We start from the raw sequence: 23,399 nt of genomic DNA, 5'->3' as shown, positions 1-23,399 counted from the left end.
CTCCCCGCAGGAGATAGTACAGAGAAAGTTTAGAACTTAAAGTTAACAATTAATATTTTTAATTAAATTTTATCGTATGAAAAGAAAGTATTTAAGCGCGCTGCTTATGGGTGTATTGACACTTTCATCCGTAAGTACATTTACTTCTTGTAAGGATTATGATGATGACATCAACAGCTTACAGGAACAAGTCAACAAGGCTGCTCTTTCTTCTGACGTAGAGGCATTGAAAACTCAGGTTACCAATGCAGCTACATCTGCACAGAACGCAGCTGCAAAGGCTGAGGAGGCTTTGACAAAGGCTGGTACCAACAAAACAGAGATTGACGCAGTAAAGGCACTCGCTACTAAGAATGGTACTGATGTAGCTAAGGCTCTTATTGATGCTGCTAACGCTGCTTCTGATGCTGCTAACGCTGCTACAGCTGCTGCTAACGCTCAGGATTCTGCCAACGCAGCTTTGACAAAGATTGCAGGTTTGGATAAGGAGTTGAAGAATTTGGCTTTGAACGCTCAGTCTCACGTAACAGCTACTCAGCTCAAGAAATCTTTGGATTCTTTGTCTCAAGTTATCAACCAGGCTACTTCTGATAGCATCGCTAACTTGACTAAGATTGTTAATGGTTACAAGGGTGGTATCAACGCTTTGTATACTGCTGTAACTGAGGTTAGCTTGATGGGTTCTTGGAACAGCTATGAAGGTAACCCAACATTTAATTTTGACAATCGTCTCTTTTTCCAGACAGGTACAATTGGTGCAAACTATACATTCGGTGCTAAGGAGAAGGATGATAAGAATGGTGAGCATAGCGCAGATCCTAAGAAGTCATACGTTGAGGGTGCTTCTATCAACTTCCCATCTAAGTTCTTGGTTCGTATCAACCCTGTTAACGCTAAGATTACTCCTGATATGATCAAGTTGATCGACTCAAAGGGTAACGACTTGGATAAGTTGGTTAAGGTTGTTGACGTAGAGAAATATGACAATCTTCTTACCCGTGCATCTGAGACTGGTCTTTGGACTGTTAAGGTTCAGTTGCAGGATGGTGTACAGAAAGATAATGTTGCACAGATAGCTGAAAACGGTCAGAATATTCTTTATGCAGTTGCAGTAAACAACACTGCTAGCCAGGCTGAGACTGTAGCTGATGCTGCAAGCCGTTATGTTGTTTCAACATACGACTTGACTGTACAAGGTGCATATGATTATGATCGTGCAACTGATCTTGGTAACGTAAAGGTTAAGGCTGAGTCTAAGGATTGGAAGACTGTTTCTTCACTCAAGCCTAATGATGGTGCTACTGATCTTGTTTACGCTGCTAACGGCGAGAACGTATTGGTTAGCTTCGATAGCGACAATGATCTCTTGCGTAACGTAGATCGTTTCTATGTTGTACGTGATGATATGCACGCAGGAGAGTCTGACGCTTCTGAGTTGAACGCTTGGAACTCTTATGAATATCAGGGTCTTAACAAGGTTGTTGCGGTTGAAAATGGTCTTGGTAAAGGTACTCTCAACGTTAAGATCAAGGGTCAGGTTGGTGATGAAGTTCAGTTCCGTATCTTCGCTGTCAACTATGATGGTACTCTCGTAGAGCAGAATGGTCGTCCATTCCGTGTATATGTTGGTGCAGAGTCTACAACTACTAGTGTTGCTGGTAACCTCGTTGCTACTGGTAAGGAGGCTATGGCGACAGATTGGTTGCCAATCTCTGGTAGCTTGAAGAATGGTGCTGCTCTTCCTTCTGCTGTTGAGCTAACTGTTAACAATGTTAAGATCACCGCTAGCGTAAAATACGCTAAGGACAATGAGGGTAATAGAGCTGCAGATAACAGCAAGATTAAGTTCGCTAAGTTCTCTGTTAATCCTCAAGACTTGACAAAGTGGGCTGACGGTGCAACTGCTACTGGTACTATCAAGGATAATGCGAACTTGACAGTTAACACAATCTCTGTAAGTTTGACTAAGGTTATGCCTACAGCTGAGTCTACAAAGGCTCTCATGAAGTACACTTGGAAGGACAACCAGTTGAATAATGGTGTATACACTGCATACCTCTATCCTAGCAATGGTTGGACAGAAGAAGCTACAGCTACAACAACTGGTTACAAGGATATGAATCAGGCTATCAATGGTTTGAAGGATAACTTCGTTATCAGCATCGCTAATGCAAAGTTGAAGCCTGAGAATGGTAAGAACTACTACAAGGATGCTCTTAATGTAAATGATACTCCTTGGATGCTTGAGGTAAACAACGCTAAGGACGATGCTGATGTCCGTTTGATTGACAACGAGACAAAGCACGAGACTACTATCGCTTACAACTACGGTAAGATTAGCTCAGTTACTCCTAATAAGGATTACATCGTAAACGTTGAGACTGTTCAGACAGTATTCGCTTGCCCATTGGCTGAAACAGCTCAGACATACAGCTGGAAGCAGTACGATGTCAAGGACGATGATGGCAATGTTACAGGTCATAAGGATGTTAACGTCTTGACATACAACAGTCCTAAAACTGTAGTAGATGGTATTAATATTAATATCTTAAGCTACATCATTGGTAAGAACAAGTTTAGTGGCGATGAATTCGGTGGTGCACTTTCTAGTGCTAATGTTTGCGGTAAGTACGTTAAAATTGAAGCTAAGTTGATTTCTAACGGTAGCAAGAATGAAGACTACTTCAAGGCTGAAGTTATTATAAAGAAGAATCCGTGGACACATGTGGTTACTGGAAGTTATATTAAGTTCACACCACAGTCTTCTGCAACTAACCCAATAGCTGACGTAGCTTCTACTTTGGTATTGACAATGACAGACGCATTCGGTCACGAGAACGTTTACGAGTTGCCATTCACAGTAAAGCGTGCTGAATAATAAAGAATCTAAAGTAATTTAGAAGCTTTAAAACATACCCAAAGGGGAGCTTCCCAAAGCTGGGATGCTCCCCTTTTTTAGAATTAACGAATGATGAAAATGAAAAAGTATCTGATAGCTTTTGCTTCAGTGGCACTTTTGGCTGGTTCGCTCACCTCCTGCAAGGAGAAGTTGAAGAACATGGACGGCGTGGTAACCCAGGTTGAGACAAGTAACTTGTGTGACACCGTAAAGAGCATGAAGCTATACAATGGTGAGGATACGCTGATATTCAATCTGATGGATGCTGAGTACAACAATGGCTTGATGATGAAGGGCGATTCTGTACAGGTGCATTACGTCAAGGGACACGGTGACACACTCCGTGCGCTGCTCGTATATGTGAAACCAACTCCTGCCAAGGTGATTGATGTCAGCAAAGATACAACCAAGGTATTGTTGACAAGATAAGCTACACTCATAGTGTTGTTATTTATTAATTAATAAAGGAAATGATTATGAATACAATGAAATCTTTATTCGCTGCGTCCCTGCTTGCCCTCGGCACAGCATCAGCCATGGCACAGGCTACTTACACCGACCAGAACGGTGATGAGTATACATTCAACAAGCATTTCTTCCTGGATCTCCAGGGTGGTGCTCAGTACACACTCGGTGAGGCTAAGTTCGGTGACTTGCTCTCTCCTAACGTACAGTTGGGCTTGGGCTACCAGTTCTCTCCTGTATTCGGCATGCGCTTGCAGGCTAACGGCTGGCAGAGCAAGGGCGGTTGGGCAGGATTCTACGCACAGAAGGGCGAGACTCCTTACAACGCTAATTATAAGTTCAAGTATGTAGCTCCTGGTGTTGACTTCATGTTCAACCTCAGCAACCTCTTCTGCGGTTGGAACCCTAACCGTGTGCTGAATGTTACTGCCTTCGCTGGAGCTGGCGCCAACATCGCCTGGGATAATGATGAGGTGAATGAGTTGGCTGCAACCATCAAGAACCTGAATGCCTACAACCTGGAGTATCTCTGGGATGGCACCAAGGTACGCCCTTACGGTCGTGCCGGTCTTGAGTTGGCATTCAAGGTCAGCAAGTCTGTCAGTCTGATGATTGAGGGTAATGCCAATGTCATTTCAGACAAGTACAACTCAAAGAAGGCAGGTAATCCTGACTGGTATTTCAATGCTTTGGCTGGTCTTCGCATCAACCTGGGCAAGAGTGCTACCAAGAAGGAGAAGCCAGTAGAACCAGAACCAGCTCCTGCACCAGTTCAGAAGGTTGAGGAGCCAGCACCTGCTCCAGCACCAGTTGTAGAGAAGAAGGTAGAGGAAATCCGTCGTGATATCTTCTTCACCATCAACTCTAACAAGATTTCTGAGAAGGAAAACAAGAAGATCCTCGAGGTCATCGACTTCCTGGTGAAGTATCCTGAGGCTAAGGTGGTTGTTACCGGTTATGCTGACAAGGGTACTGGTAATGACAGAGTGAACGACCGCATCGCTGCCAAGCGTGCTGCTGCCGTTGTCTGGATGTTGGAGAAGCGCTACGGCATTCCTGCTGAGCGCATCACTGAGGAATCAAAGGGTGCTCGTGTTCAGCCATTCGCAGAGAATGACAAGAACAGAGTATCCATCATGATTGCTAAATAATATCTGGCGTTCGCCATATATTATTTATCACTAATTCTGGATTCGGGGCAAGCCTGTAAAGCTTACTTGAATCCATGCTTTTAGCGAGGTTTCTTTTTCAAGAAGCCTCGCTTTTTCGTTTCTTTTCGAAAAGTTAGTTGTAAATTCATTCGTGCATTTTTGATTCTGCCTGTTCTTCCTTTGCCAAAGAGGTGTTTTTTTGCCCCACCTGTCCCTCCCCTGCGGGAGGGTCCTTAACCCACTCCCAAGCCCTCGCCCATTCCAAAAGGGCAAGGGATGTAACCGCCCTGCAGTGCTGTCTTTTTCGATCCACCCCGTCCCTCCTTAGCCAAGGAGGGCTCCACCGCTTTCCCCAAGCCCCTTTCCCCTCAGGGGACAGGGGATGTAACCGCCCTCCGGTGCTCAGAACCGCTTCGCTCTAAGGTTGGCGGGGCATCAAAGCCCTCGCCATATTTTGCGGGATGGGACCGCCTGGGGAACTTTTAAAGGTAAAAGAGCTGTTTAAAGGTAAAAAAGTAAAATGGTAAAAAATCTGCGTCATCTGCGAAATCTGCGGGACTTTTAAAGGTAAAAAATCTGTGGGAATCTGTGAAATCTGTGGGACTTTTAAAGGTAAAAGAATCTGCGGGACGATTATGTCAGAGCGAAATGAGATTAGGAGAAACAGTTTTTGAGTAATTTGCTGATAACTTGAAGGATTCTTGATGTTTTTTTTGGTGTTTTCGAGAAAATAGCTTATTTTTGCAACACAATTCAGTTAAACGTTTTAAAAGGAGAAGGATATGAAACGGATAGAAGAACGATATATTAGCTTGCTTACCGATTTCGGTTTTAAGCGTATCTTTGGAACAAAGCCTAATAAGGATTTGCTCATCAATTTCTTGAATTCACTGTTTGATGGTTTTCATGTCATCAAGGATGTGAAGTACTTGAATAGTGAGCACGTTGGTGATGTCTTTGCCGAGCGCAAGGCCATCTTTGATGTATATTGCGAAAATGAGCGTGGTGAAAAGTTCATCGTTGAGATGCAGAATGCTTATCAGAAGTACTTCAAGGATCGTTCTTTGTTCTATTCTACTTTTCCTATCCGTGAACAGGCTCCAAAGGGGGCTGAATGGAACTTCAAGCTTGAACATGTATACACTGTTGCTCTGCTGAACTTCGACTTGGAAGAAGAGGCATTTGACAAGAATGATATCAACCATGATGTGGGTTTGCTTGACAAAAAGACTTTTAAGGTTTTTAATGACAAACTTTCTTTCAAGTATGTTGAGATAGCGAAGTTCAATAAGACAGAGGAGGAGCTTGACACGCTTTATGATAAGTGGTTGTATGTGTTGAAAAACCTTTCCCGATTGGATGAGCGTCCTGCTGCCTTGAAAGAGAAAGTGTTTACTAAACTCTTTGAAGAGGCTGAGATTGCAAAGTTCACTCCAACAGAGTTGAAAGAATATGAGGATAGTTTGAAGGCGTATCGTGATGTCAAGAACTCTATAGATACGGCTTTGGAAAAGGGGCGTGAGGAAGGTATGGAAAAAGAAAAGCTAGCCACAGCTCGCCGCCTTCTGTCAATGGGGCTTTCTGATGAGCAAGTATCAACAGCCACCGAGCTTCCACTGAAGGAAATTCAGAAAATGAGGGAATAAGCCTGAACCTAGCAGAACTTTCAGAGAAACAATAGTTTTTGCCCCACTTGTTCCTCCCCAACGGGAGGGTCCTTAATCCCTAACCAAGCCTTTCCCTTAACCATGAAGGGAAAGGATGTAACCACCCTCCGGTGCTGTTTTTTCGATCCACCCCGTCCCTCCTTTGCCAAGGAGGGCTCCACTTTCTCCCCAAGCCCCTCTTCCTCAGGAAGAGGGGATGTAATCGCCCTGCAGTGCTGTCTTTTTCGATCCACCCCGTCCCTCCTTAGCCAAGGAGGGCTCCACTTTCTCCCCAAGCCCCTCTTCCTCAGGAAGAGGGGATGTAACCGCCCTCCGGTGCTCAGAACCGCTTCGCTCTAAGGTTGGCGGGGCATCAAAGCCCTCGCCATATTTTGCGGGATGGGACCGCCTGGGGAACTTTTAAAGGTAAAAGAGCTATTTAAAGGTAAAAAAGTAAAAAGGTAAAAAAGTAAAAAATCTGCGTCATCTGCGAAATCTGCGTGACTTTTAAAGGTAAAAGAGTAAAAAATCTGTGGGAATCTGTGAGATCTGTGGGACGAAAAAAAGGGTGTGTCATGAACTTATGACACACCCTCTTTATCTTATGACCACAGAGATTTAGAACTCTGCGTTCTTTGGTGTACGTGGGAATGGAATCACGTCACGGATATTCTGCATACCGGTTACGAAGAGAATCAGACGCTCAAAACCGAGACCGAAACCTGCATGTGGACATGAACCGTACTTACGGGTATCAAGATACCAACGCATATCCTTCATAGGAATGTTGCGAGCCTCAATCTCACCCATCAACTTGTCATAACTCTCCTCACGGACTGAACCACCGATGATCTCACCAATCTGTGGGAACAAAACGTCGGTACCCTGAACGGTCTGACCGCTCTTGCCACCGAAACCACTCTCCTCCTCGTCTATCTTCATATAGAATGCCTTGATAGCCTTTGGATAGTTGGTCATGATGACTGGACGCTTGAAGTGCTCCTCTACGAGGAAACGCTCGTGCTCTGAAGCCAGGTCATCACCCCACTCGCATGGGAACTCAAACTTCTTGCCGTTGGCAATTGCCTCCTGCAGAATGCGGATACCCTCGGTATATGGGAGATGAACGAAATCGGAATTCAATACGCCCTCCAAACGAGCGATCAAGCCCTTATCAATCATCTTGTTCAAGAAAGCAAGGTCGTCCTTGCAATGCTCAAGTGCCCAACGGATACAGTACTTGATGAAATCTTCCTCCAACTCCATCAAACCGTCCATATCCAGGAAAGCAACCTCTGGCTCTACCATCCAGAACTCAGCCAGGTGGCGAGGAGTATTACTGTTCTCTGCACGGAAGGTTGGACCGAAGGTGTAGACAGCACCGAGTGCCGTAGCACCCAGCTCACCTTCCAACTGACCGGAAACAGTCAATGAAGTCTGCTTTCCGAAGAAATCATCAGAGTAGTCAATCTTTCCATCCTCTGTTTTCTTGAGGTTGTAGAGGTTCTTGGTGGTTACCTGGAACATCTGTCCAGCACCTTCGCAATCGCTCGCTGTGATGAGCGGAGTGTTGAAATAGAAGTATCCATGCTCATGGAAGTAAGTGTGGATAGCCATCGCCATGTTGTGGCGGATGCGCATCACGGCACCGAAGGTATTGGTACGGAGACGGAGATGAGCATACTGACGCATGTACTCGAAGCTCTGTCCCTTCTTCTGCATAGGATAGTCGCCACCGCAGAGACCGTAGATTTCGATGCTGTCGCACTGGATTTCAACACTCTGTCCGGCACCCAGGCTTTCAACCAGAGTACCCACTACGCTGATGCAGGCACCAGTGGTGATCTGACGAAGCTGATTTTCATCGACCTTTGATGGGTCGACTACTATCTGAACATTATTAATAGTAGAACCATCGTTAAGAGCGATAAAATCGACTGCTTTGCTACTACGATGGGTACGTACCCATCCCTTTACATTCACGATTGAGTTGTAGGCAGTGCTCTTGAGCACGTCTACAACCTTAGTTCTTTTAATCTTTTCCATTGTTTATTACTCTGTTTTATTCAAAAGCACCCATGCGGAGCATGTCTACTTCTTTCTCTGTAAGGAAGCGCCAGTCGCCACGACGGAGGTTCTTCTTGGTCAATCCTGCGAACTGTACACGATCCAACTTAGTTACACGATAGCCAAGGCTCTCGAAGATACGGCGAACGATACGGTTCTTGCCACTGTGGATCTCGATGCCCACCTGTGACTTGTCGTGCTGGTCAGCATACTCGACAGCGTCTGCCTTGATTTCACCATCTTCCAAAGTGATACCCTCACGAATCTGATCCATATCATGAGATGTAAGGTTCTTGTCGAGGTGTACGTGATATACCTTCTTCTTCAGGAACTTAGGGTGAGTCAGCTTAGAAGCCAGGTCACCGTCGTTGGTGAGAAGGAGTACACCGGTAGTATTGCGGTCGAGACGACCAACAGGATAGATACGCTCTGGGCAAACGTCCTTCACGAGGTCCATCACGGTCTTGCGCTGCTGAGGATCATCGCTAGTGGTAACGTAATCCTTAGGCTTGTTGAGCAATACATAAACCTTCTTCTCCAAAGAAACAGGAGTATCGTGGAACTTCACCTCATCGGTGCGAAGAATCTTGGTACCCAACTCAGTTACCACCTCACCATTAACGGTAACAACACCAGCCTGGATGAACTCATCAGCCTCACGGCGTGAGCATACACCAGCATTGGCGAGGAACTTGTTCAAGCGCAATGGCTCTGTAGGGTCGAAGTTCTCCTCCTTGTATTCAATTCTCTTCTTGAGACTATATTTTGCATTAGGATCATAACCTGGTGTGCGCTGACGGAAACCGCCACCACCACGGTTGTTATTGTAGCCACCGCCACGGTTGTTATTGTAGCCACCCTGCTGTGGACGACCGTAACCACCCTGCTGAGGACGACCGTAGCCACCCTGCTGAGGACGACCGTAACCACCCTGCTGAGGACGACCGTAGCCACCCTGCTGAGGACGACCGTAACCACCCTGCTGTGGACGACCGTAACCGCCCTGTTGAGGACGACCGTAACCGCCACCATTATTACTATTATAGCCACCACGGTTGCTGTTGTAGCCACCCTGCTGAGGACGGCCATAGCTGCCACCATTGTTGTAACCACCCTGCTGAGGACGGTGACCGCCACCACGGTTGCTGTTGTAACCGCCACGGCTCTGGTATCCGCTGTGCTGTGGGCGCTCGGTATTAGAGCTCTGCAAGCCAGCTCCGAATCCTTCTGGACGGAAGCCGCCTTCACTATTACTACTACTTCTATCGCTGCTGAATGAAGAGCGATGAGTGTTGATACGTGGACGCTGAGTGCGACCTACTGGGCGATAACTCTTCTGATAACCGCCTGCTGGGTTGTAGCCCTCTCGGGTGTTCTCTTTCTCAGATGCATGATCCTGAGGTTTGTTTCCGAATTCTGAATCCATTTTCTTTAAATCTTAATTTAAGCCTCACGGCCGGGTTAGTGAAAAAATAATTATAAATATATTATGTTGAATATCTTCATGCTATTGCTACCCTGGAGGAAGCCGGTAGTATTTAGATGCCCGTATAATTGCTTGGAGTGATAGCCATCAGTTCAGCCTTCACGCTGTCGCTGACGTTCAAGCCCTGAATAAATTCATGGATGGTCTCTTCAGTCATGTGCTTGTTGGTACGAGTCAATGCCTTCAAAGCCTCGTATGGATGTGGGTAAGCCTCACGACGGAGGATGGTCTGGATAGCCTCAGCTACGACAGCCCAGGTATTATTCAGGTCTTCCTGCAACTTCTCCTCGTGGAGGATGAGCTTGCGCAATCCCTTCAGGGTACTCTGGATAGCGATGACACTATGACCGAGAGGCACACCGATGTTACGGAGCACGGTACTGTCAGTAAGGTCGCGCTGCAGGCGGCTTACCGGAAGCTTCTGAGCCAGGGACTGAAGGATGGCATTGGCAATACCCAGGTTACCCTCACTGTTCTCGTAATCGATAGGGTTTACCTTATGCGGCATAGCACTTGAGCCAACCTCTCCTGCCTTGATCTTCTGCTTGAAGTAATCCATAGAGATATACATCCAGAAGTCACGGTCCAAGTCGATGATGATGGTATTGATGCGACGGATGGCATCAAAGATAGCACCGAGATGATCGTAGTTGCTGATCTGAGTGGTATACTGTTCACGCTGCAAGCCGAGCTTCTCGCTGACGAACTTGTTGCCGAAAGCCTTCCAGTCATACTCCGGATAAGCAACATGGTGGGCATTGTAATTACCAGTAGCACCACCAAACTTAGCAGTAAACTTGCAAGCCTTCAAAGACTCAAGCTGTTCGGTAAGACGATAAACATAAACCATGATTTCCTTACCCAAACGTGTAGGAGACGCAGGCTGTCCGTGAGTCTTAGCCAACATAGGCACATCCTTCCACTCGTCAGCATAAGTCTGGAGCTGTGCAATAAGTTCCTCTACCTGTGGGTAGAAGCACTCCTCCAAAGCCTCCTTGACAGAAAGCGGTACACTGGTGTTGTTGATGTCCTGAGAAGTGAGACCGAAGTGAATGAACTCCTTATAGTCGTCCAATCCACCAATCTTATCGAACTCCTCCTTGATGAAATACTCTACGGCTTTTACGTCGTGATTAGTAACCTTCTCAATGTCCTTGACACGTTGAGCCGCATTTTCGTCAAAGTTACGGTAGATATCACGCAAGCGCTCAAACAGCGACTTGTCGAAAGAAGCCAACTGTGGCAAAGGCAATTCACATAAAGTAATGAAATACTCTATCTCTACTCGAACACGATAACGAATAAGAGCATACTCTGAGAAATAGTTAGCGAGTTGCTCTGTTTTTCCCCTGTAACGACCATCTATAGGCGATATGGCAGTCAATAAATCTAAATTCATATTAATACGTATTATATATAGGGTGCAAAGTTAATGAATAAATCTGAGAAAACAGCGAAAAACGATATTTTTTAGCTTTAATTAAAAAAAGGTCTCTCAACTTTCGTTGAAAGACCTTCATTAGAAGTGGGCGTTGACGGATTCGAACCGCCGACCCTCTGCTTGTAAGGCAGATGCTCTAAACCAGCTGAGCTAAACGCCCTCTAAAAATTTCCCCGCTCATCATAAGTATGACTAACAGGGAAAAACACCCCTGTGGGCGCTGACGGATTCGAACCGCCGACCCTCTGCTTGTAAGGCAGATGCTCTAAACCAGCTGAGCTAAGCGCCCTTACTTTTCGTAAGCGGTTGCAAAGGTACAAACAATTTCCGGTTCCACCAAATTTTTGAGCAACTTTTTTTCATTTTTCTGCATTTTTCTTCAAAAAAAGCCATTTTTCGGTGTTTTTACCCCCTTTTCACCTGTTTTTAGGCACGGATTACACAGATTACACGGATTTTTTATGAGAGATGGTTATCGCTTTACTTATATTAGCACCATAAAATCCGTGTAATCCGTGCCTTATCATTACTCAGAAATCTGAATAGTGGCACGACGATTGTATGAAACTGGAGCCAAATCCTTCACACCACCGTTAGATTTCACGATGATATTGTCCTTATCAACTCCCATCTTGACGAGCAAACCGGCTACTCGCTCGGCACGAGCCAGAGAAAGTTTCTCGTTAAAGGCTGCAGAACCGGTAGCACTATCAGCATAACCATTCACAACCAACTTCAAATTGTTCTCCTTGGCATATTTCGCAAGAGTCTCCACATTGACCAGATCCTTCCTGGAAGCAATCTTTGACTTACCCAAATTGAAGAAAACAGATACCGGAGTACCTACAAACTGCTTGACAACCTGGGTCTCGGCAGTCTTCTGGTTCTCCAACTCGTTTCTCAAACGCTCGTTTTCTGCATTGGCATCCTCCAATGTGGCATTGAGTGCATCGAGTTCTGACTGATGAAGGGCTGTGATGGCATCGACATCCGGTGTCTTATCCCATGTACCTCTACCCAACTTGAAGGTAAGACCTACCTCAGCATAGAAATTATTGCAACGGCGGGTAAAGGTATTGCGGCTGTTGCCTGCGCAACCATCAATATCAGCATCGAAGGAATTCACACCGACCTCAGCAAAGAGGTTGGTCTTCTTTCCAATCTTCCAGGAAGACTGGATGCCGGCACTATAATCCAAAGCATAGGCATTGTGAGTCATGGAACGTCCAATTCCGGCACCGGCAAACGGGATGAAATTCCATACACGGTTCTCGTTGTAGCCATAAAGCAGATTGCTGAGATTGAACATCACCTGCTCATTGGCAACCCAGTACTTATTACCGTTGCCCTCGTTGGTAGCATCATTGCCATCAGCATCAACAAACTTACCCCAGATGCCCTGAATCTTGGTACGGAAACCGACACCAGGAGTATACCACTTGCCAAATGCCAGAGAAACACCAGGATTGGAACGGAACTTCTTGAAAGGGCTCTTGGAATATCCTGCGCCCTTTTCCTGGGCAGAATACCAGGAATTCCAATCTGCGCCAACCTCATAAAACCAGTTGCTCCAAAAAGAATTGGTAGCAACACTGTATTTCTCCTGAGTAGTTGCGTCCTGAGCGAATGAGCTCAAAGACAGACTAGCCAAAGCTAGCATTGAGAAAAATTTCTTCATAACTTTCTATTTTTATTACCATTTATTCAAGTTTCGCAAATTCAGGAGTTAAAGGAGTTATCGCTCCCTACGGTCGCTGAGGAGTTAAGACAATAGTCTTTTTGGCGTAGTTTTTTAGCTGCAAGACATACGTCTTAACTCCTTAACTTCCCTAACTTCCTTTAACTTCCCCACATGCGATAGTCCAGTCAATTACCCCAAGAGATGTTCTATCTCATCCTGCTGAAGGATGCACAGCACCGACTTGCCATCGGGGGTGTAGTTGACATTCTCGCAGGCGAACAGACCATTCACCAGGTTTTCCATTTCCACATTGCTCAACACCTGACCGTATGGGATGGCAGCCTGACGGGAAAGGGACAAAGCCAGAGTACGGTTGATTTCATCCATCGCTCCTACTCCCTTTTCGATGGCACTCGTCACCATGTCCTGTACCAAGCGGACGGGATTCAATCCTTCCAGACCTGCCGGCACACAGTTCACAGCGTAACTGCCACCGCCCAGATCTTCCAGTTCAAATCCCATGCTCTGCATCTCCGGAAGAATCTTCTCGAAGATGACCTTTTCGGAAACCGGAAACTGTACGACCTCCGGGAAGAGTACCTTCTGGGAATGGAAAGTGCGGTCCTTGAGCTGCTGCAGACAGCGCTCGTAGAGAATGCGGACATGAGCCCGATGCTGATCGATGATCATCAGTCCAGACTTGACGGCTGTCATGATATACTTGCCCTTATACTGATAATGAGCCGGCGACTTCTCGGCAAGGATATTGGAAGAAGTGCATTCCTCCAACGGCTCATCAAAGAGTTCCATCGTATGCTCCTCAACTTCCGACTCGTCTTTCAGCCCCTCATAGAGCTGTTCCCAGTTCTCATCTACCTGAGGCTTGATCTTTGAAGGGATTGTTCCGTAAGAGGAAGCCGATGATACTGCCGACGAAGAGATGGCTGAAGTGAAGCTGTCGCCAGCTGATGATGAATGGCTGGAAGAAGAGTTGGTCTTAAAAGGATTGTAACCAGGATTCAGACTAATCTTCGGAGCGGCAGCCGTTGGCGCCTTTTCGGGATTATATACCGGAATATCCGGTTTGTCCTCCGTATCAAAATCGATGGTAGGAACCTCGTTGAACATACCTATCGACTCCTTGACCGAGGCAAGGATGATCTGCCAGATGGCCTGTTCGTTCTCAAACTTGATTTCGGTCTTCGTAGGATGGATGTTGACATCAATATCCTTAGGGTCTACTTCGAAGTAGAGGAAATAAGGAACCTGTTCTCCCTGCGGAATCAAACGGTCGAAGGCAGACATCACCGCCTTATTGAAGTAAGGATGCTTCATATATCTGCCATTGACGAAGAAGAACTGGTGAACACCCTTCTTGCGGGCAGCCTCCGGTTTACCGACGAAACCGGAAATCTTGCACATGGTAGTCTCGACATTCACCGGCAGCAACTCATGATTGAATCGCTTGCCGAAGACATCCAGGATGCGCTGGCGCAGATTGGCAGCACGGAGATTGAAAACCTCGGTCTCATTGCTGCGCAGCGAGAAGTTGATCTGCGGATTCACCAAGGCGATACGCTCGAAAGCAGTAAGGATATTATTCAGCTCGGTAGAATTCGACTTCAGGAACTTCCTTCGTGCGGGTACATTATAGAATATATTATTGATGGCGAAGATACTTCCCACCGGACAGGAGCATGGCTCCTGCTTCTCGAAACGTGAGCCGGAAATCCGAATCAGGGTTCCTATTTCATCAGAAGCCTGACGGGACTTGAGTTCTACCTGAGCTACGGCAGCGATAGAAGCCAAAGCCTCACCACGGAAACCCATCGTATGAAGATTGAACAAATCATCAGCCTTGCGAATCTTGGAAGTGGAATGGCGCTCGAAAGCCAAGCGGGCATCCGTCTCCGACATTCCCTTACCATCATCTATCACCTGAATAGAGGTACGTCCAGCATCCACCACCACGACTTGAATGTTCATCGCTCCGGCATCAACGGCATTCTCAACCAACTCCTTGATAACAGAGGCAGGGCGCTGTATCACCTCACCTGCCGCAATCTGATTGGCTACCGAATCGGGTAAAAGTTGAATTACATCACTCATGATTACACCTTAATATATATACTCTTTAAATATATTCTTTTCTTTATTTCTCTTTAGGTTTTTCCTTGTCGCCACCAGCCGGTTCCTTAGGTTGCTGCGTTACGGCATCAGACTTCTTCAAGGTCTGCAGCGGCGCCTCATGACGCTTGATAGCCTTGAGTTCCGAGCCCTTGCCCTTGCCTTTCCATACAAAGATATCATTCTTGTCCTTTGGACGGATATCCTCGAACCAGGCAAAGTTAGGCAACTTATACTGTGCCGGCGGTATCTGCGTGATAGGATACAGGGTGCTGGTGAACTTATTGGTCCATATCTTGTCCAGCTTCCGCTGGGCACCCATATACATTCTCATGGTATCCGTCTCCAGATAGTTCAAGCCCACCAGAGAGCTGTCCCTGTCATTGGTCATATAATAAATGGTCTGCACATTGGCTATAGCCTCAGTCATCTTGACCTCTCCCGCTTCGAAGAATGACTTCATCTCCTTGGAAGTGATCTGATTGTAATGGACGGAATCCGGCATCTGTTCGATGGAAAGAGCCTGTCCGATGACATGTGCCATGCGAATGGTAGAATCATTCATGTATACCCTGATTTCCTCACCCAGCAGCTGACGGTTGCCGTTCCAGGTGACAGGATCCTTATACATCGTCATGCAGGAATCCTTGGAGTTGAAGACCAGGGAATCGCATACTGCCTGCACATCTGCACGGTAAGCCCTTACCTTAGGATAGGCATGCACCTTACGGTAAACGGAGTCGGTATTGATATGGAAGGTATAGATGCGCATGGTATCTGAATGCATCCACAAGGTATCCTTCTTGGAGAAATCCATGGCAACAGGATTGCGGGTAGCAAATCCGGTACCGGTCTTCTGATTATATCGCAGATAATTGCAGGTAAGCGAATTTTTGTTCTTCTTATCCACAAAAACGACATTGCCATATCCGGTACTCTCGCCATCCTTCTTGTAATAGAGACTGTCGCCGGTGATACTCTTCTCCTTGTCGATGATGGTAGAACGGCCAAAGAGCTTTGCCTTATCTGTCCTGGTATCATAATAGCCATCCTCGGTATGGACGATACCGCCACTACCGGAAACTATCTTGGATGGCCCCACCATGTGGGCTGTAGACGTTGGCACATCATAATACAAGGTATCGGTAGTAACCACATCCTTGCCACTACGCAACTTGACATTGTAGACGAACTTAGCCTCACGGGTCCGGGTTTGATACTCACCCCAGTCGGAAACCAGACGGTCCTTGCCGTCGATGAGCGTACCACCATCAAAGAAGTTTGCCATATTATACAAACGGTCGAAATCCAGACTGTCAGTACGCAAAGTCTGTCGGCGGTGATGCAGGACCACGTTCTTTCGGGCATGCATCATCTGCATCTGTCCGTCATAATCAGCCCTTTCACAAGTGAGCGACAAGGTATCACCCTGACGGTAATGGACATGCCCGAAGGCCTTGACGGAATTGGAAGCCTGATAGAAATAGGCACTATCACAGGTAAGGTGGCCCCCCTGATGGGCGAAGGACACCTTGCCCTTCACAATCTGTGCATCAGGATTGCTACCAAACATATCATAACGGAGTTCATCAGCATGCAACAAATAGACGCGGTCTCCGTCAGGACGCTTCTTACTACGCTTTTTAGGGGCTTGCATGGCCTGTACCAAACAAAACCCAAATAGGCATAGAATCAATATAATAGAGATTCTATGCCCGTTCTTAATATTATCAGAATGCTTGTTTATCATTTAATCCAACCTTGATATTCAAACTTACAATCCTTGTATCGATCGTTCATTCGAACGTATGTCTTCTTGATTTTATCCACTACCCAGTCGTGAATGGTTTTCTGGCGTTCCTTGGCCAGCACCACATCCTGCATCACCTGGAAATCTTCGGTAATGGTAGCGCGGTGACCCTCTACTCTACTAACCAGCTTCACCAAGGCGCAGGTAGTTTTTCCTTTGGTATTGACCATGGTAAACGGTGCTGAAATCTGTCCCACCTTCATGGTATCCACCATACGTGCCACCTCAGTAGGCAGGTCCTTCATCTTGAACTTAGAAGTACGTACATCACCATCGACCACATTCACCATCATACCCTTGTTGTTGCGGGTATCCTTATCGTCAGAAAGAGCACCAACAGCAGCCTCGAAGGTAAACTTATCGGCACGGATATCATTGGCAATGGAATCCAGACGGCCGATAGACTTATCGATAGCTTCCTGAGAAACCCGTGGCTTCAACAGAATATGGCGGCACTTCAACTTATCACCACGCTTGTCAATCAACTGGATGATATGGAAGCCGAACTCAGACTCCACAATCTTGGAAATCTTCTTTGGGTCGGTCAGGTTGAATGCAACATTGGCAAAGGCAGGATCCAACATACCTCTTCCTACATAGTCCATCTCACCACCCATACGGGCAGAACCAGGGTCTTCAGAATACATACGTGCCAAAGTAGCGAAAGTAGTCTCGCCCTTGTTCACACGGTCAGTGAATTCTCGCAGCTGGTTCTTCACACGGTTGATTTCCTCCATCGGAATACGAGGCTGCATGGTCAGGATTTCCACTTCCACCTCTGTCGGTACGAAAGGAATACTGTCGGCAGGCAAGTTGTTGAAATACTTGCGTACCTGAGCAGGCGAGACCTTGATATTCTTGACCAGTTCCTGCTTCATCTTCTGGATGAGCTGCTGGTTCTTGAAGTCATCATGCATCTGCTCACGCATCTGGGTGATGGTCTGCTTACGATATTCCTCCAACTTCTCGCGGGAGCCAATCATGGAAACCCAGGCATTGATCTGCGCATCAATACCCTGCATCACTTCAGATTCAGAGACCTCGATACTATCAATGGCAGCCTGATGGAGGAAGAGCTTCTGAACAGCAATCTGCTCAGGAATAGAACAGTCTGGATCGCCGGAATATCTGATACCCTCAGCCTCAGCCTGCAAACGAGTTACCTCAACATCAGACTTCAAAATAGCCTCATCTCCCACAACCCAGATAACCTCATCTACGACGCTACCCTCATTGACAGGCTGTGAAACAGCAGCAGTCTTCTCTGCCACCGAGTCAGAATCGGCAGTCTTTGCCCAAGCACTCTTGCCACTTCTCGTAGCATTGGCACTGATTCCAACAATCATCAAGAGAGCCACGAGAGCCCAACTTGTCTTATATCCCAATTTCATCTATGTTTCAATATATATTAATGTTTATTCACCGTAGCCAATACTTTCTGATTGACTACAACCTTATATTTCTTTCTCAATTCAGCAACCCATTCCTTTTCGAGCACATCCTGATAGTCGGCAATCACCAGCGCCTTGACATCCGTATACTCCTTAGGTCCCTTTTTCAAGACCTTTCCATAAGTTGCATCTATCGGATACTCCTTGAGAGGTTCAACCTTTACGTCCATGCGGAACACCTTGTTGTCAACCAAAGCGTTATCCCCCATCTTGAAGATACCCTTTTCAACACGAATGCGAATAACGGAATCGGCATTGAAGGAACTTCTCAGCACCTCAGCCCATTCATCAAAAGGCTTCCCCTTGAGCGCCTTCTTCACCGCCTTCACATCCGCCTGATTCTTCACATGGTAAGCAATGCCCTTGAACCGAGGTTCATCCCATGCATAATTCTTCTTGTGCTTGGCGAAATAAGCAGCCAAAGCCTCTTCATCCCTGGCAGCCTTCTCCCAAACCAGACGGTTGCTGATTTCATACAGCAACAGTCCATCGTGATATTCCTGAACCAGATACTTCAACTGGTCATCTTTTGCGGTCATTTTCGCAGTCATATCATCAAGCACAGCTTCCTTATCCTTCAACTGAGCTGACGACTTACTGATGGAATCCAACTTCACATCAATGATATGCTCCCTGATGCCACGTGCATCAATGAAGTGACAGATATCATTCCTCACCGAGTCGTATGGGAAGAAATCCTGCTTACCCATCAACTTGATGATATGATATCCAAATTCAGACAAGACCGGCTTGGACATCTCTCCCACCTTCATGGAGAAGCAGGCATCCTCGAAAGCCTTTACCGTCTGTCCTCTGGTAATCCATGAAATATCTCCACCTTTGACGGCAGAGCCTTTATCATCTGAATATTTCCTTGCCAATTCAGCAAAGTTACCCCCTTTTCTCAACACCTGATACAAAGAATCGGCTCTATATTTAGCCTTGTCCTGTTCGGCAGCGGAAGCTTTCTGACCCAATCTTATCAGGATATGGGCAGGTCTTACCATCCCGCCGGCAGCAAGCACTCTCTGCTTCGTATCATTATAAATCCTATGCGCTTCCGCTTCTACGTCCTTATCAGAAAGGACGAAAGGACGAATCTGCTGGTCACGATACTGCAGGAACTCAGCCTTGAAAGAAGACAAGGTATCCAGACGAGCATCCAGGGCAGCCTGCACCTTTAACTTATAATTGACGAACAAGTCGACATAATCATTGACAGATTTCTTATCAATGATACCTTCGGAATTGTTCTTATTATAAGAATACTCAAATTCAGAGCGGCTGACGGGCTGACCATTGATGGTCATGACAGTAGGATCGTTTTGAGCAAAAGCTATGCTCCCCTGAAGGAGCATAGCTAGAGAAAGCGCATAAAATTTCATATTAATATTTTACATTAATTTATACCGGACGGCTATAGTTTGGAGCCTCACTGGTGATAGTAATATCATGTGGGTGACTCTCCAACACACCAGCATTGGTAATGCGGGTGAACTTAGCACCGTGCAACTTCTCGATATTAGCTGCACCACAGTATCCCATACCAGAACGCAAGCCACCCATCAGCTGATAGATAACCTCCTGAACGGTTCCCTTGTAAGGAACACGACCAGCAATACCCTCTGGTACCAACTTCTTGGCATCCTTGGTATCACCCTGGAAGTAACGGTCCTTAGAACCGTTTTTCTGCTCCATAGCCTCCAAAGAACCCATACCACGATAGCTCTTGAACTTACGACCGTTGAAGATGATGGTATCACCAGGACTCTCCTCAGTACCAGCAACCAAAGAACCGATCATAACGCAGCTACCACCAGCAGCCAAAGCCTTCACGACATCACCAGAATAGCGGAGACCACCATCAGCAATCAAAGGCACACCAGTACCCTGCAAAGCAGAATATACATCATAGACAGCGCTCAACTGAGGAACACCCACACCGGCTACGACACGAGTAGTACAGATAGAACCTGGACCGATACCAACCTTGACACCATCAGCGCCATTCTCTACCAAATACTTGGCAGCAGCACCAGTAGCCACATTACCTACCACTACATCAACGTTAGGGAAGGCAGCCTTCACCTGATGAAGCTTTTCTACCACACCCTTAGAATGACCATGAGCAGTATCAATGACGATGGCATCAGCACCAGCCTCAACCAAAGCCTTTGCACGATCCAAAGTATCAACGGTAACACCTACACCGGCAGCCACGCGAAGACGACCCTTGGCATCCTTGCAAGCCATTGGTTTATCCTTAGCCTTGGTGATGTCCTTGTAAGTAATCAAACCTACCAGGTGATTCTCATTGTCAACTACAGGAAGCTTCTCGATCTTGTTCTCCTGCAGGATAGCAGCAGCAGCGATCAAGTCGGTCTGGATATGAGTAGTAACCAGGTTCTCGCTGGTCATTACCTCATCAATCTTCTTGTCCATGTGACGCTCGAAACGAAGGTCACGGTTGGTCACGATACCCACGAGATGATTTTCATCATCTACCACAGGAATACCACCGATATGATAATCGTGCATCATATCAAGAGCATCCTTCACTGTACTGCCACGACGGATGGTGACAGGGTCATAAATCATACCATTCTCAGCACGCTTCACAATAGCGACCTGACGAGCTTGCTCCTCAATGGTCATGTTCTTGTGAATAACACCAATACCTCCTTCACGAGCGATGGCAATCGCCATAGAAGCCTCGGTAACGGTATCCATCGCTGCGGTAACGAATGGAATGTTCAACTCGATATTACGAGAGAACTTGGTTTTCAACTCTACCTCTTTAGGCAGTACCTCTGAATAAGCAGGGATAAGAAGGACGTCGTCGTAAGTGAGACCGTCCATTACAATTTTATCTGCAACAAATGATGACATATTGTAACCTTTAAAAATTTATTGCGTGCAAATTTAGCAATAATTTCTCAGATAGACATCGCTTTTTACGAAAATCTTACCTTATTAATGCTATTTAACGTGTTTAATTGGCTTGTTCGGACAAAAACTTGATTCTAACGAGTCGAATTTCATCTTCTGTGTAATCTTCACCCAACTCGTCCTGAGCTGTGTCCAAGTCGTCTGTTTCACTCTCCATGAAGTAGTCGTAAATGTCGTCTACATGATCGTCATCTATCACTTCTTCTATGAAATAATCGATATTCAACTTGGTTCCGCTATACACGATAGCCTCTATCTCATCCAAGAGTACAGAGAAATCCAAACCCTTAGCCTCAGCCAGGTCGTCAAGAGCTATCTGACGGTCAATGGACTGGATGATAAACACCTTGAGCATGGACTTCTTGGCAACGGTTCTCACCCGCAGCTCCTCGGCCCGTTCGATATCGTGCTCCTCACAATATTTCTTGATCAAGGTATAGAACTCCTTGCCGTATCTCTTAGCCTTTCCGGCACCCACGCCCTGGATATTCTGCAATTCCTGAATATCTACCGGATACATGGTAGCCATCTGTTCCAGGGAAATATCCTGGAAGATGACGTATGGAGGCAGATGATGCTTCTTGGCAACAGTCTTGCGCAAATCCTTCAGCATGTTGTACAATGCAGGATCAAGCGCACCTGTTCCACCCTCATGAGTGGTCTCTACATAATCATCCTTAAACTCCTTGTCGGCAACGATCATGAAAGACTGAGGATTGCTGATATAGCGCTTACCGGCAGCTGTCAATTTAAGAAGTCCGTAATTCTCGACATCTTTCTTGAGAAAACCTGCAATCAAAGCCTGGCGGATGACCGGATTCCATAACTTGGCATCCATATCCTCGCCGGAGCCAAACTCATCCAGTTCGTCATGCTTATGGGATACGATATCGTCAGTACCCCTACCTTTCACGAAATCAATAATATATTCCTGTCGGAAATTCTCCTTCACTGCCTTGACAGCCTTCAGGACAACAAGCAGGTTATCCTTAGCCTCCACCTTTTCAGTAGGATGGAGACAGTTGTCGCAGTTATGGCAATTTTCCTCACCGTATTCCTCACCAAAATAATGGAGCAGCATCTTACGGCGACAAACGGATGATTCGGCATAGGCAGCTGTCTCCTGCAACAGCTGTCTACCGATATCCTGTTCTGCCACCGGCTTATTCTCCATAAACTTCTCCAGCTTTCTCAAGTCCTTTCTACAATAGAAAGCAATACAGATGCCTTCACCGCCATCACGTCCGGCACGTCCAGTCTCCTGATAATATCCCTCGAGACTCTTAGGAATATCATAGTGGATGACAAAACGCACATCCGGCTTGTCAATACCCATACCGAAGGCAATGGTGGCAACGATGACATCAATCTTCTCCATCAGGAAGTCATCCTGAGTCTGGGAACGGGTAGCAGAATCAAGGCCCGCATGATAAGGCGCAGCCTTGATTTCATTGGCCTTCAAAACTTCTGCCAACTCCTCAACCTTCTTACGGGAAAGACAATAGATGATGCCGCTCTTACCAGGATGCTGACGGATAAACTTGATGATCTGGCGGTCAACATCATTGGTTTTCTGGCGCACTTCATAATACAGATTAGGTCTGTTGAACGAGCTTTTATACTCCAATGCATCCAGAATACCCAGATTCTTCTTGATATCCGTGCGCACCTTGTCGGTAGCCGTAGCAGTAAGAGCAATGACCGGAGCCTGCCCAATCTCGTTAACAATAGGACGGATACGACGATACTCAGGGCGGAAATCATGTCCCCACTCAGAAATACAATGAGCCTCATCTACAGCATAGAAAGAAATCTTGATGGTCTTCAGGAACTCCACGTTATCCTCCTTTGTCAAGGACTCCGGAGCCACATAAAGCAATTTCGTTTTACCTGACAAGATATCACTCTTGACCTTCTCTATTGCAGACTTATTCAATGAAGAGTTAAGATAATGTGCCACACCATCACTCTCGCTCAAGCCATTGATAACATCCACCTGATTCTTCATCAGGGCTATCAATGGAGAAATCACGATAGCTGTACCTTCCATAATCAAGGAAGGTAATTGGTAACACAAGCTTTTGCCACCACCAGTAGGCATCAATACAAAAATGTCATGGCCCTCCATCAGATTCCTGATGATTGCCTCCTGATCACCTTTAAACGAATCGAAACCAAAGTAGTGCTTCAACTGTCCTGTTAGACTAACCTGTTCTGTCATATCCA

General features: G+C 46.3%; 14 protein-coding genes and 2 tRNA genes. 4 read left to right on the top strand and 12 right to left on the bottom strand.

Annotation, left to right across the window (positions count from 1 at the left end; genetic code table 11):
* Nucleotides 1-76: 76 nt before the first annotated feature.
* The 4 genes from ACTQ53_RS13315 to ACTQ53_RS13300 all read left to right on the top strand — a co-directional run bounded on the left by ACTQ53_RS13315 (nt 77) and on the right by ACTQ53_RS13300 (nt 6,161).
* Entirely contained in the window at nt 77-2,878 is a 2,802-nt protein-coding gene (locus ACTQ53_RS13315) for a hypothetical protein (protein ID WP_441933447.1), read from the top strand.
* A 90-nt stretch (nt 2,879-2,968) separates the two neighbouring features.
* The gene (locus ACTQ53_RS13310; RefSeq protein WP_441933445.1) at nt 2,969-3,328 is read left to right on the top strand and encodes a hypothetical protein; all 360 of its coding nucleotides are present in this window, start codon (nt 2,969-2,971) and stop codon (nt 3,326-3,328) included.
* Between the two features lie 47 nt (nt 3,329-3,375).
* Complete coding sequence (locus tag ACTQ53_RS13305; RefSeq protein WP_441933443.1) at nt 3,376-4,515, top strand: OmpA family protein; 1,140 nt, start codon at nt 3,376-3,378, stop codon at nt 4,513-4,515.
* 782 nt (nt 4,516-5,297) lie between these two features.
* Entirely contained in the window at nt 5,298-6,161 is an 864-nt protein-coding gene (locus ACTQ53_RS13300; protein WP_153123567.1) for an Rpn family recombination-promoting nuclease/putative transposase, read from the top strand.
* A gap of 618 nt (nt 6,162-6,779) precedes the next feature.
* On the opposite strand, the gene asnS is transcribed toward ACTQ53_RS13300, so the two are convergent.
* The 12 genes from asnS to recQ all read right to left on the bottom strand — a co-directional run bounded on the left by asnS (nt 6,780) and on the right by recQ (nt 23,394).
* Complete coding sequence (gene asnS / locus ACTQ53_RS13295) at nt 6,780-8,207, bottom strand: asparagine--tRNA ligase (protein ID WP_441933440.1); 1,428 nt, start codon at nt 8,205-8,207, stop codon at nt 6,780-6,782.
* 16 nt (nt 8,208-8,223) lie between these two features.
* A complete protein-coding gene (locus tag ACTQ53_RS13290) occupies nt 8,224-9,654 on the bottom strand; it encodes a pseudouridine synthase (protein WP_441933438.1) in 1,431 nt (476 codons plus the stop codon).
* 112 nt (nt 9,655-9,766) lie between these two features.
* Complete coding sequence (gene purB, locus ACTQ53_RS13285; RefSeq protein ID WP_441933436.1) at nt 9,767-11,113, bottom strand: adenylosuccinate lyase; 1,347 nt, start codon at nt 11,111-11,113, stop codon at nt 9,767-9,769.
* A gap of 127 nt (nt 11,114-11,240) precedes the next feature.
* Nucleotides 11,241-11,315 (bottom strand) — tRNA-Val (locus ACTQ53_RS13280).
* A gap of 54 nt (nt 11,316-11,369) precedes the next feature.
* Nucleotides 11,370-11,444, bottom strand: a tRNA-Val gene (locus ACTQ53_RS13275).
* 237 nt (nt 11,445-11,681) lie between these two features.
* Complete coding sequence (locus tag ACTQ53_RS13270) at nt 11,682-12,833, bottom strand: OmpA family protein (RefSeq protein WP_441933434.1); 1,152 nt, start codon at nt 12,831-12,833, stop codon at nt 11,682-11,684.
* Nucleotides 12,834-13,025: 192 nt separating this feature from the next.
* The gene (gene mutL / locus ACTQ53_RS13265; RefSeq protein ID WP_295346828.1) at nt 13,026-14,945 is read right to left on the bottom strand and encodes a DNA mismatch repair endonuclease MutL; all 1,920 of its coding nucleotides are present in this window, start codon (nt 14,943-14,945) and stop codon (nt 13,026-13,028) included.
* A gap of 43 nt (nt 14,946-14,988) precedes the next feature.
* A complete protein-coding gene (locus ACTQ53_RS13260; protein WP_441933432.1) occupies nt 14,989-16,713 on the bottom strand; it encodes an OstA-like protein in 1,725 nt (574 codons plus the stop codon).
* Nucleotides 16,710-18,164: a peptidylprolyl isomerase gene (locus ACTQ53_RS13255; RefSeq protein WP_153123582.1), complete on the bottom strand. Its 1,455-nt coding sequence runs from the start codon at nt 18,162-18,164 to the stop codon at nt 16,710-16,712. Before ACTQ53_RS13255 ends, ACTQ53_RS13260 begins: the two co-directional genes overlap by 4 nt.
* Nucleotides 18,165-18,181: 17 nt before the next feature.
* The gene (locus ACTQ53_RS13250; RefSeq protein WP_441933430.1) at nt 18,182-19,609 is read right to left on the bottom strand and encodes a peptidylprolyl isomerase; all 1,428 of its coding nucleotides are present in this window, start codon (nt 19,607-19,609) and stop codon (nt 18,182-18,184) included.
* 19 nt (nt 19,610-19,628) lie between these two features.
* Complete coding sequence (gene guaB / locus ACTQ53_RS13245) at nt 19,629-21,113, bottom strand: IMP dehydrogenase (RefSeq protein ID WP_217761741.1); 1,485 nt, start codon at nt 21,111-21,113, stop codon at nt 19,629-19,631.
* Nucleotides 21,114-21,216: 103 nt separating this feature from the next.
* Nucleotides 21,217-23,394, bottom strand: a complete 2,178-nt coding sequence (recQ, locus tag ACTQ53_RS13240) for a DNA helicase RecQ (protein ID WP_153123588.1) — start codon at nt 23,392-23,394, stop codon at nt 21,217-21,219.
* Between the last annotated feature and the right edge of the window lie 5 nt (nt 23,395-23,399).

Source organism: Prevotella sp. Sow4_E9_plate, from assembly GCF_052116205.1.
GTDB lineage: Bacteria > Bacteroidota > Bacteroidia > Bacteroidales > Bacteroidaceae > Prevotella.
The sequence above is the reverse complement of the archived record's forward strand: the minus strand, read 5'-3'. Positions and strand labels throughout refer to the sequence as shown.

What these genes read in the sequence shown, in the direction of transcription:
- recQ (WP_153123588.1), bottom strand. Translation starts at nt 23,394, where the DNA reads ATGACAGAACAGGTTAGTCTAACAGGACAGTTGAAGCACTACTTTGGT.
- ACTQ53_RS13260 (WP_441933432.1), bottom strand. Translation starts at nt 16,713, where the DNA reads ATGATAAACAAGCATTCTGATAATATTAAGAACGGGCATAGAATCTCT.
- purB (WP_441933436.1), bottom strand. Translation starts at nt 11,113, where the DNA reads ATGAATTTAGATTTATTGACTGCCATATCGCCTATAGATGGTCGTTAC.
- ACTQ53_RS13270 (WP_441933434.1), bottom strand. Translation starts at nt 12,833, where the DNA reads ATGAAGAAATTTTTCTCAATGCTAGCTTTGGCTAGTCTGTCTTTGAGC.
- ACTQ53_RS13290 (WP_441933438.1), bottom strand. Translation starts at nt 9,654, where the DNA reads ATGGATTCAGAATTCGGAAACAAACCTCAGGATCATGCATCTGAGAAA.
- asnS (WP_441933440.1), bottom strand. Translation starts at nt 8,207, where the DNA reads ATGGAAAAGATTAAAAGAACTAAGGTTGTAGACGTGCTCAAGAGCACT.
- guaB (WP_217761741.1), bottom strand. Translation starts at nt 21,113, where the DNA reads ATGTCATCATTTGTTGCAGATAAAATTGTAATGGACGGTCTCACTTAC.
- ACTQ53_RS13250 (WP_441933430.1), bottom strand. Translation starts at nt 19,609, where the DNA reads ATGAAATTTTATGCGCTTTCTCTAGCTATGCTCCTTCAGGGGAGCATA.
- ACTQ53_RS13310 (WP_441933445.1), top strand. Translation starts at nt 2,969, where the DNA reads ATGATGAAAATGAAAAAGTATCTGATAGCTTTTGCTTCAGTGGCACTT.
- ACTQ53_RS13255 (WP_153123582.1), bottom strand. Translation starts at nt 18,164, where the DNA reads ATGAAATTGGGATATAAGACAAGTTGGGCTCTCGTGGCTCTCTTGATG.
- ACTQ53_RS13300 (WP_153123567.1), top strand. Translation starts at nt 5,298, where the DNA reads ATGAAACGGATAGAAGAACGATATATTAGCTTGCTTACCGATTTCGGT.
- mutL (WP_295346828.1), bottom strand. Translation starts at nt 14,945, where the DNA reads ATGAGTGATGTAATTCAACTTTTACCCGATTCGGTAGCCAATCAGATT.
- ACTQ53_RS13305 (WP_441933443.1), top strand. Translation starts at nt 3,376, where the DNA reads ATGAATACAATGAAATCTTTATTCGCTGCGTCCCTGCTTGCCCTCGGC.
- ACTQ53_RS13315 (WP_441933447.1), top strand. Translation starts at nt 77, where the DNA reads ATGAAAAGAAAGTATTTAAGCGCGCTGCTTATGGGTGTATTGACACTT.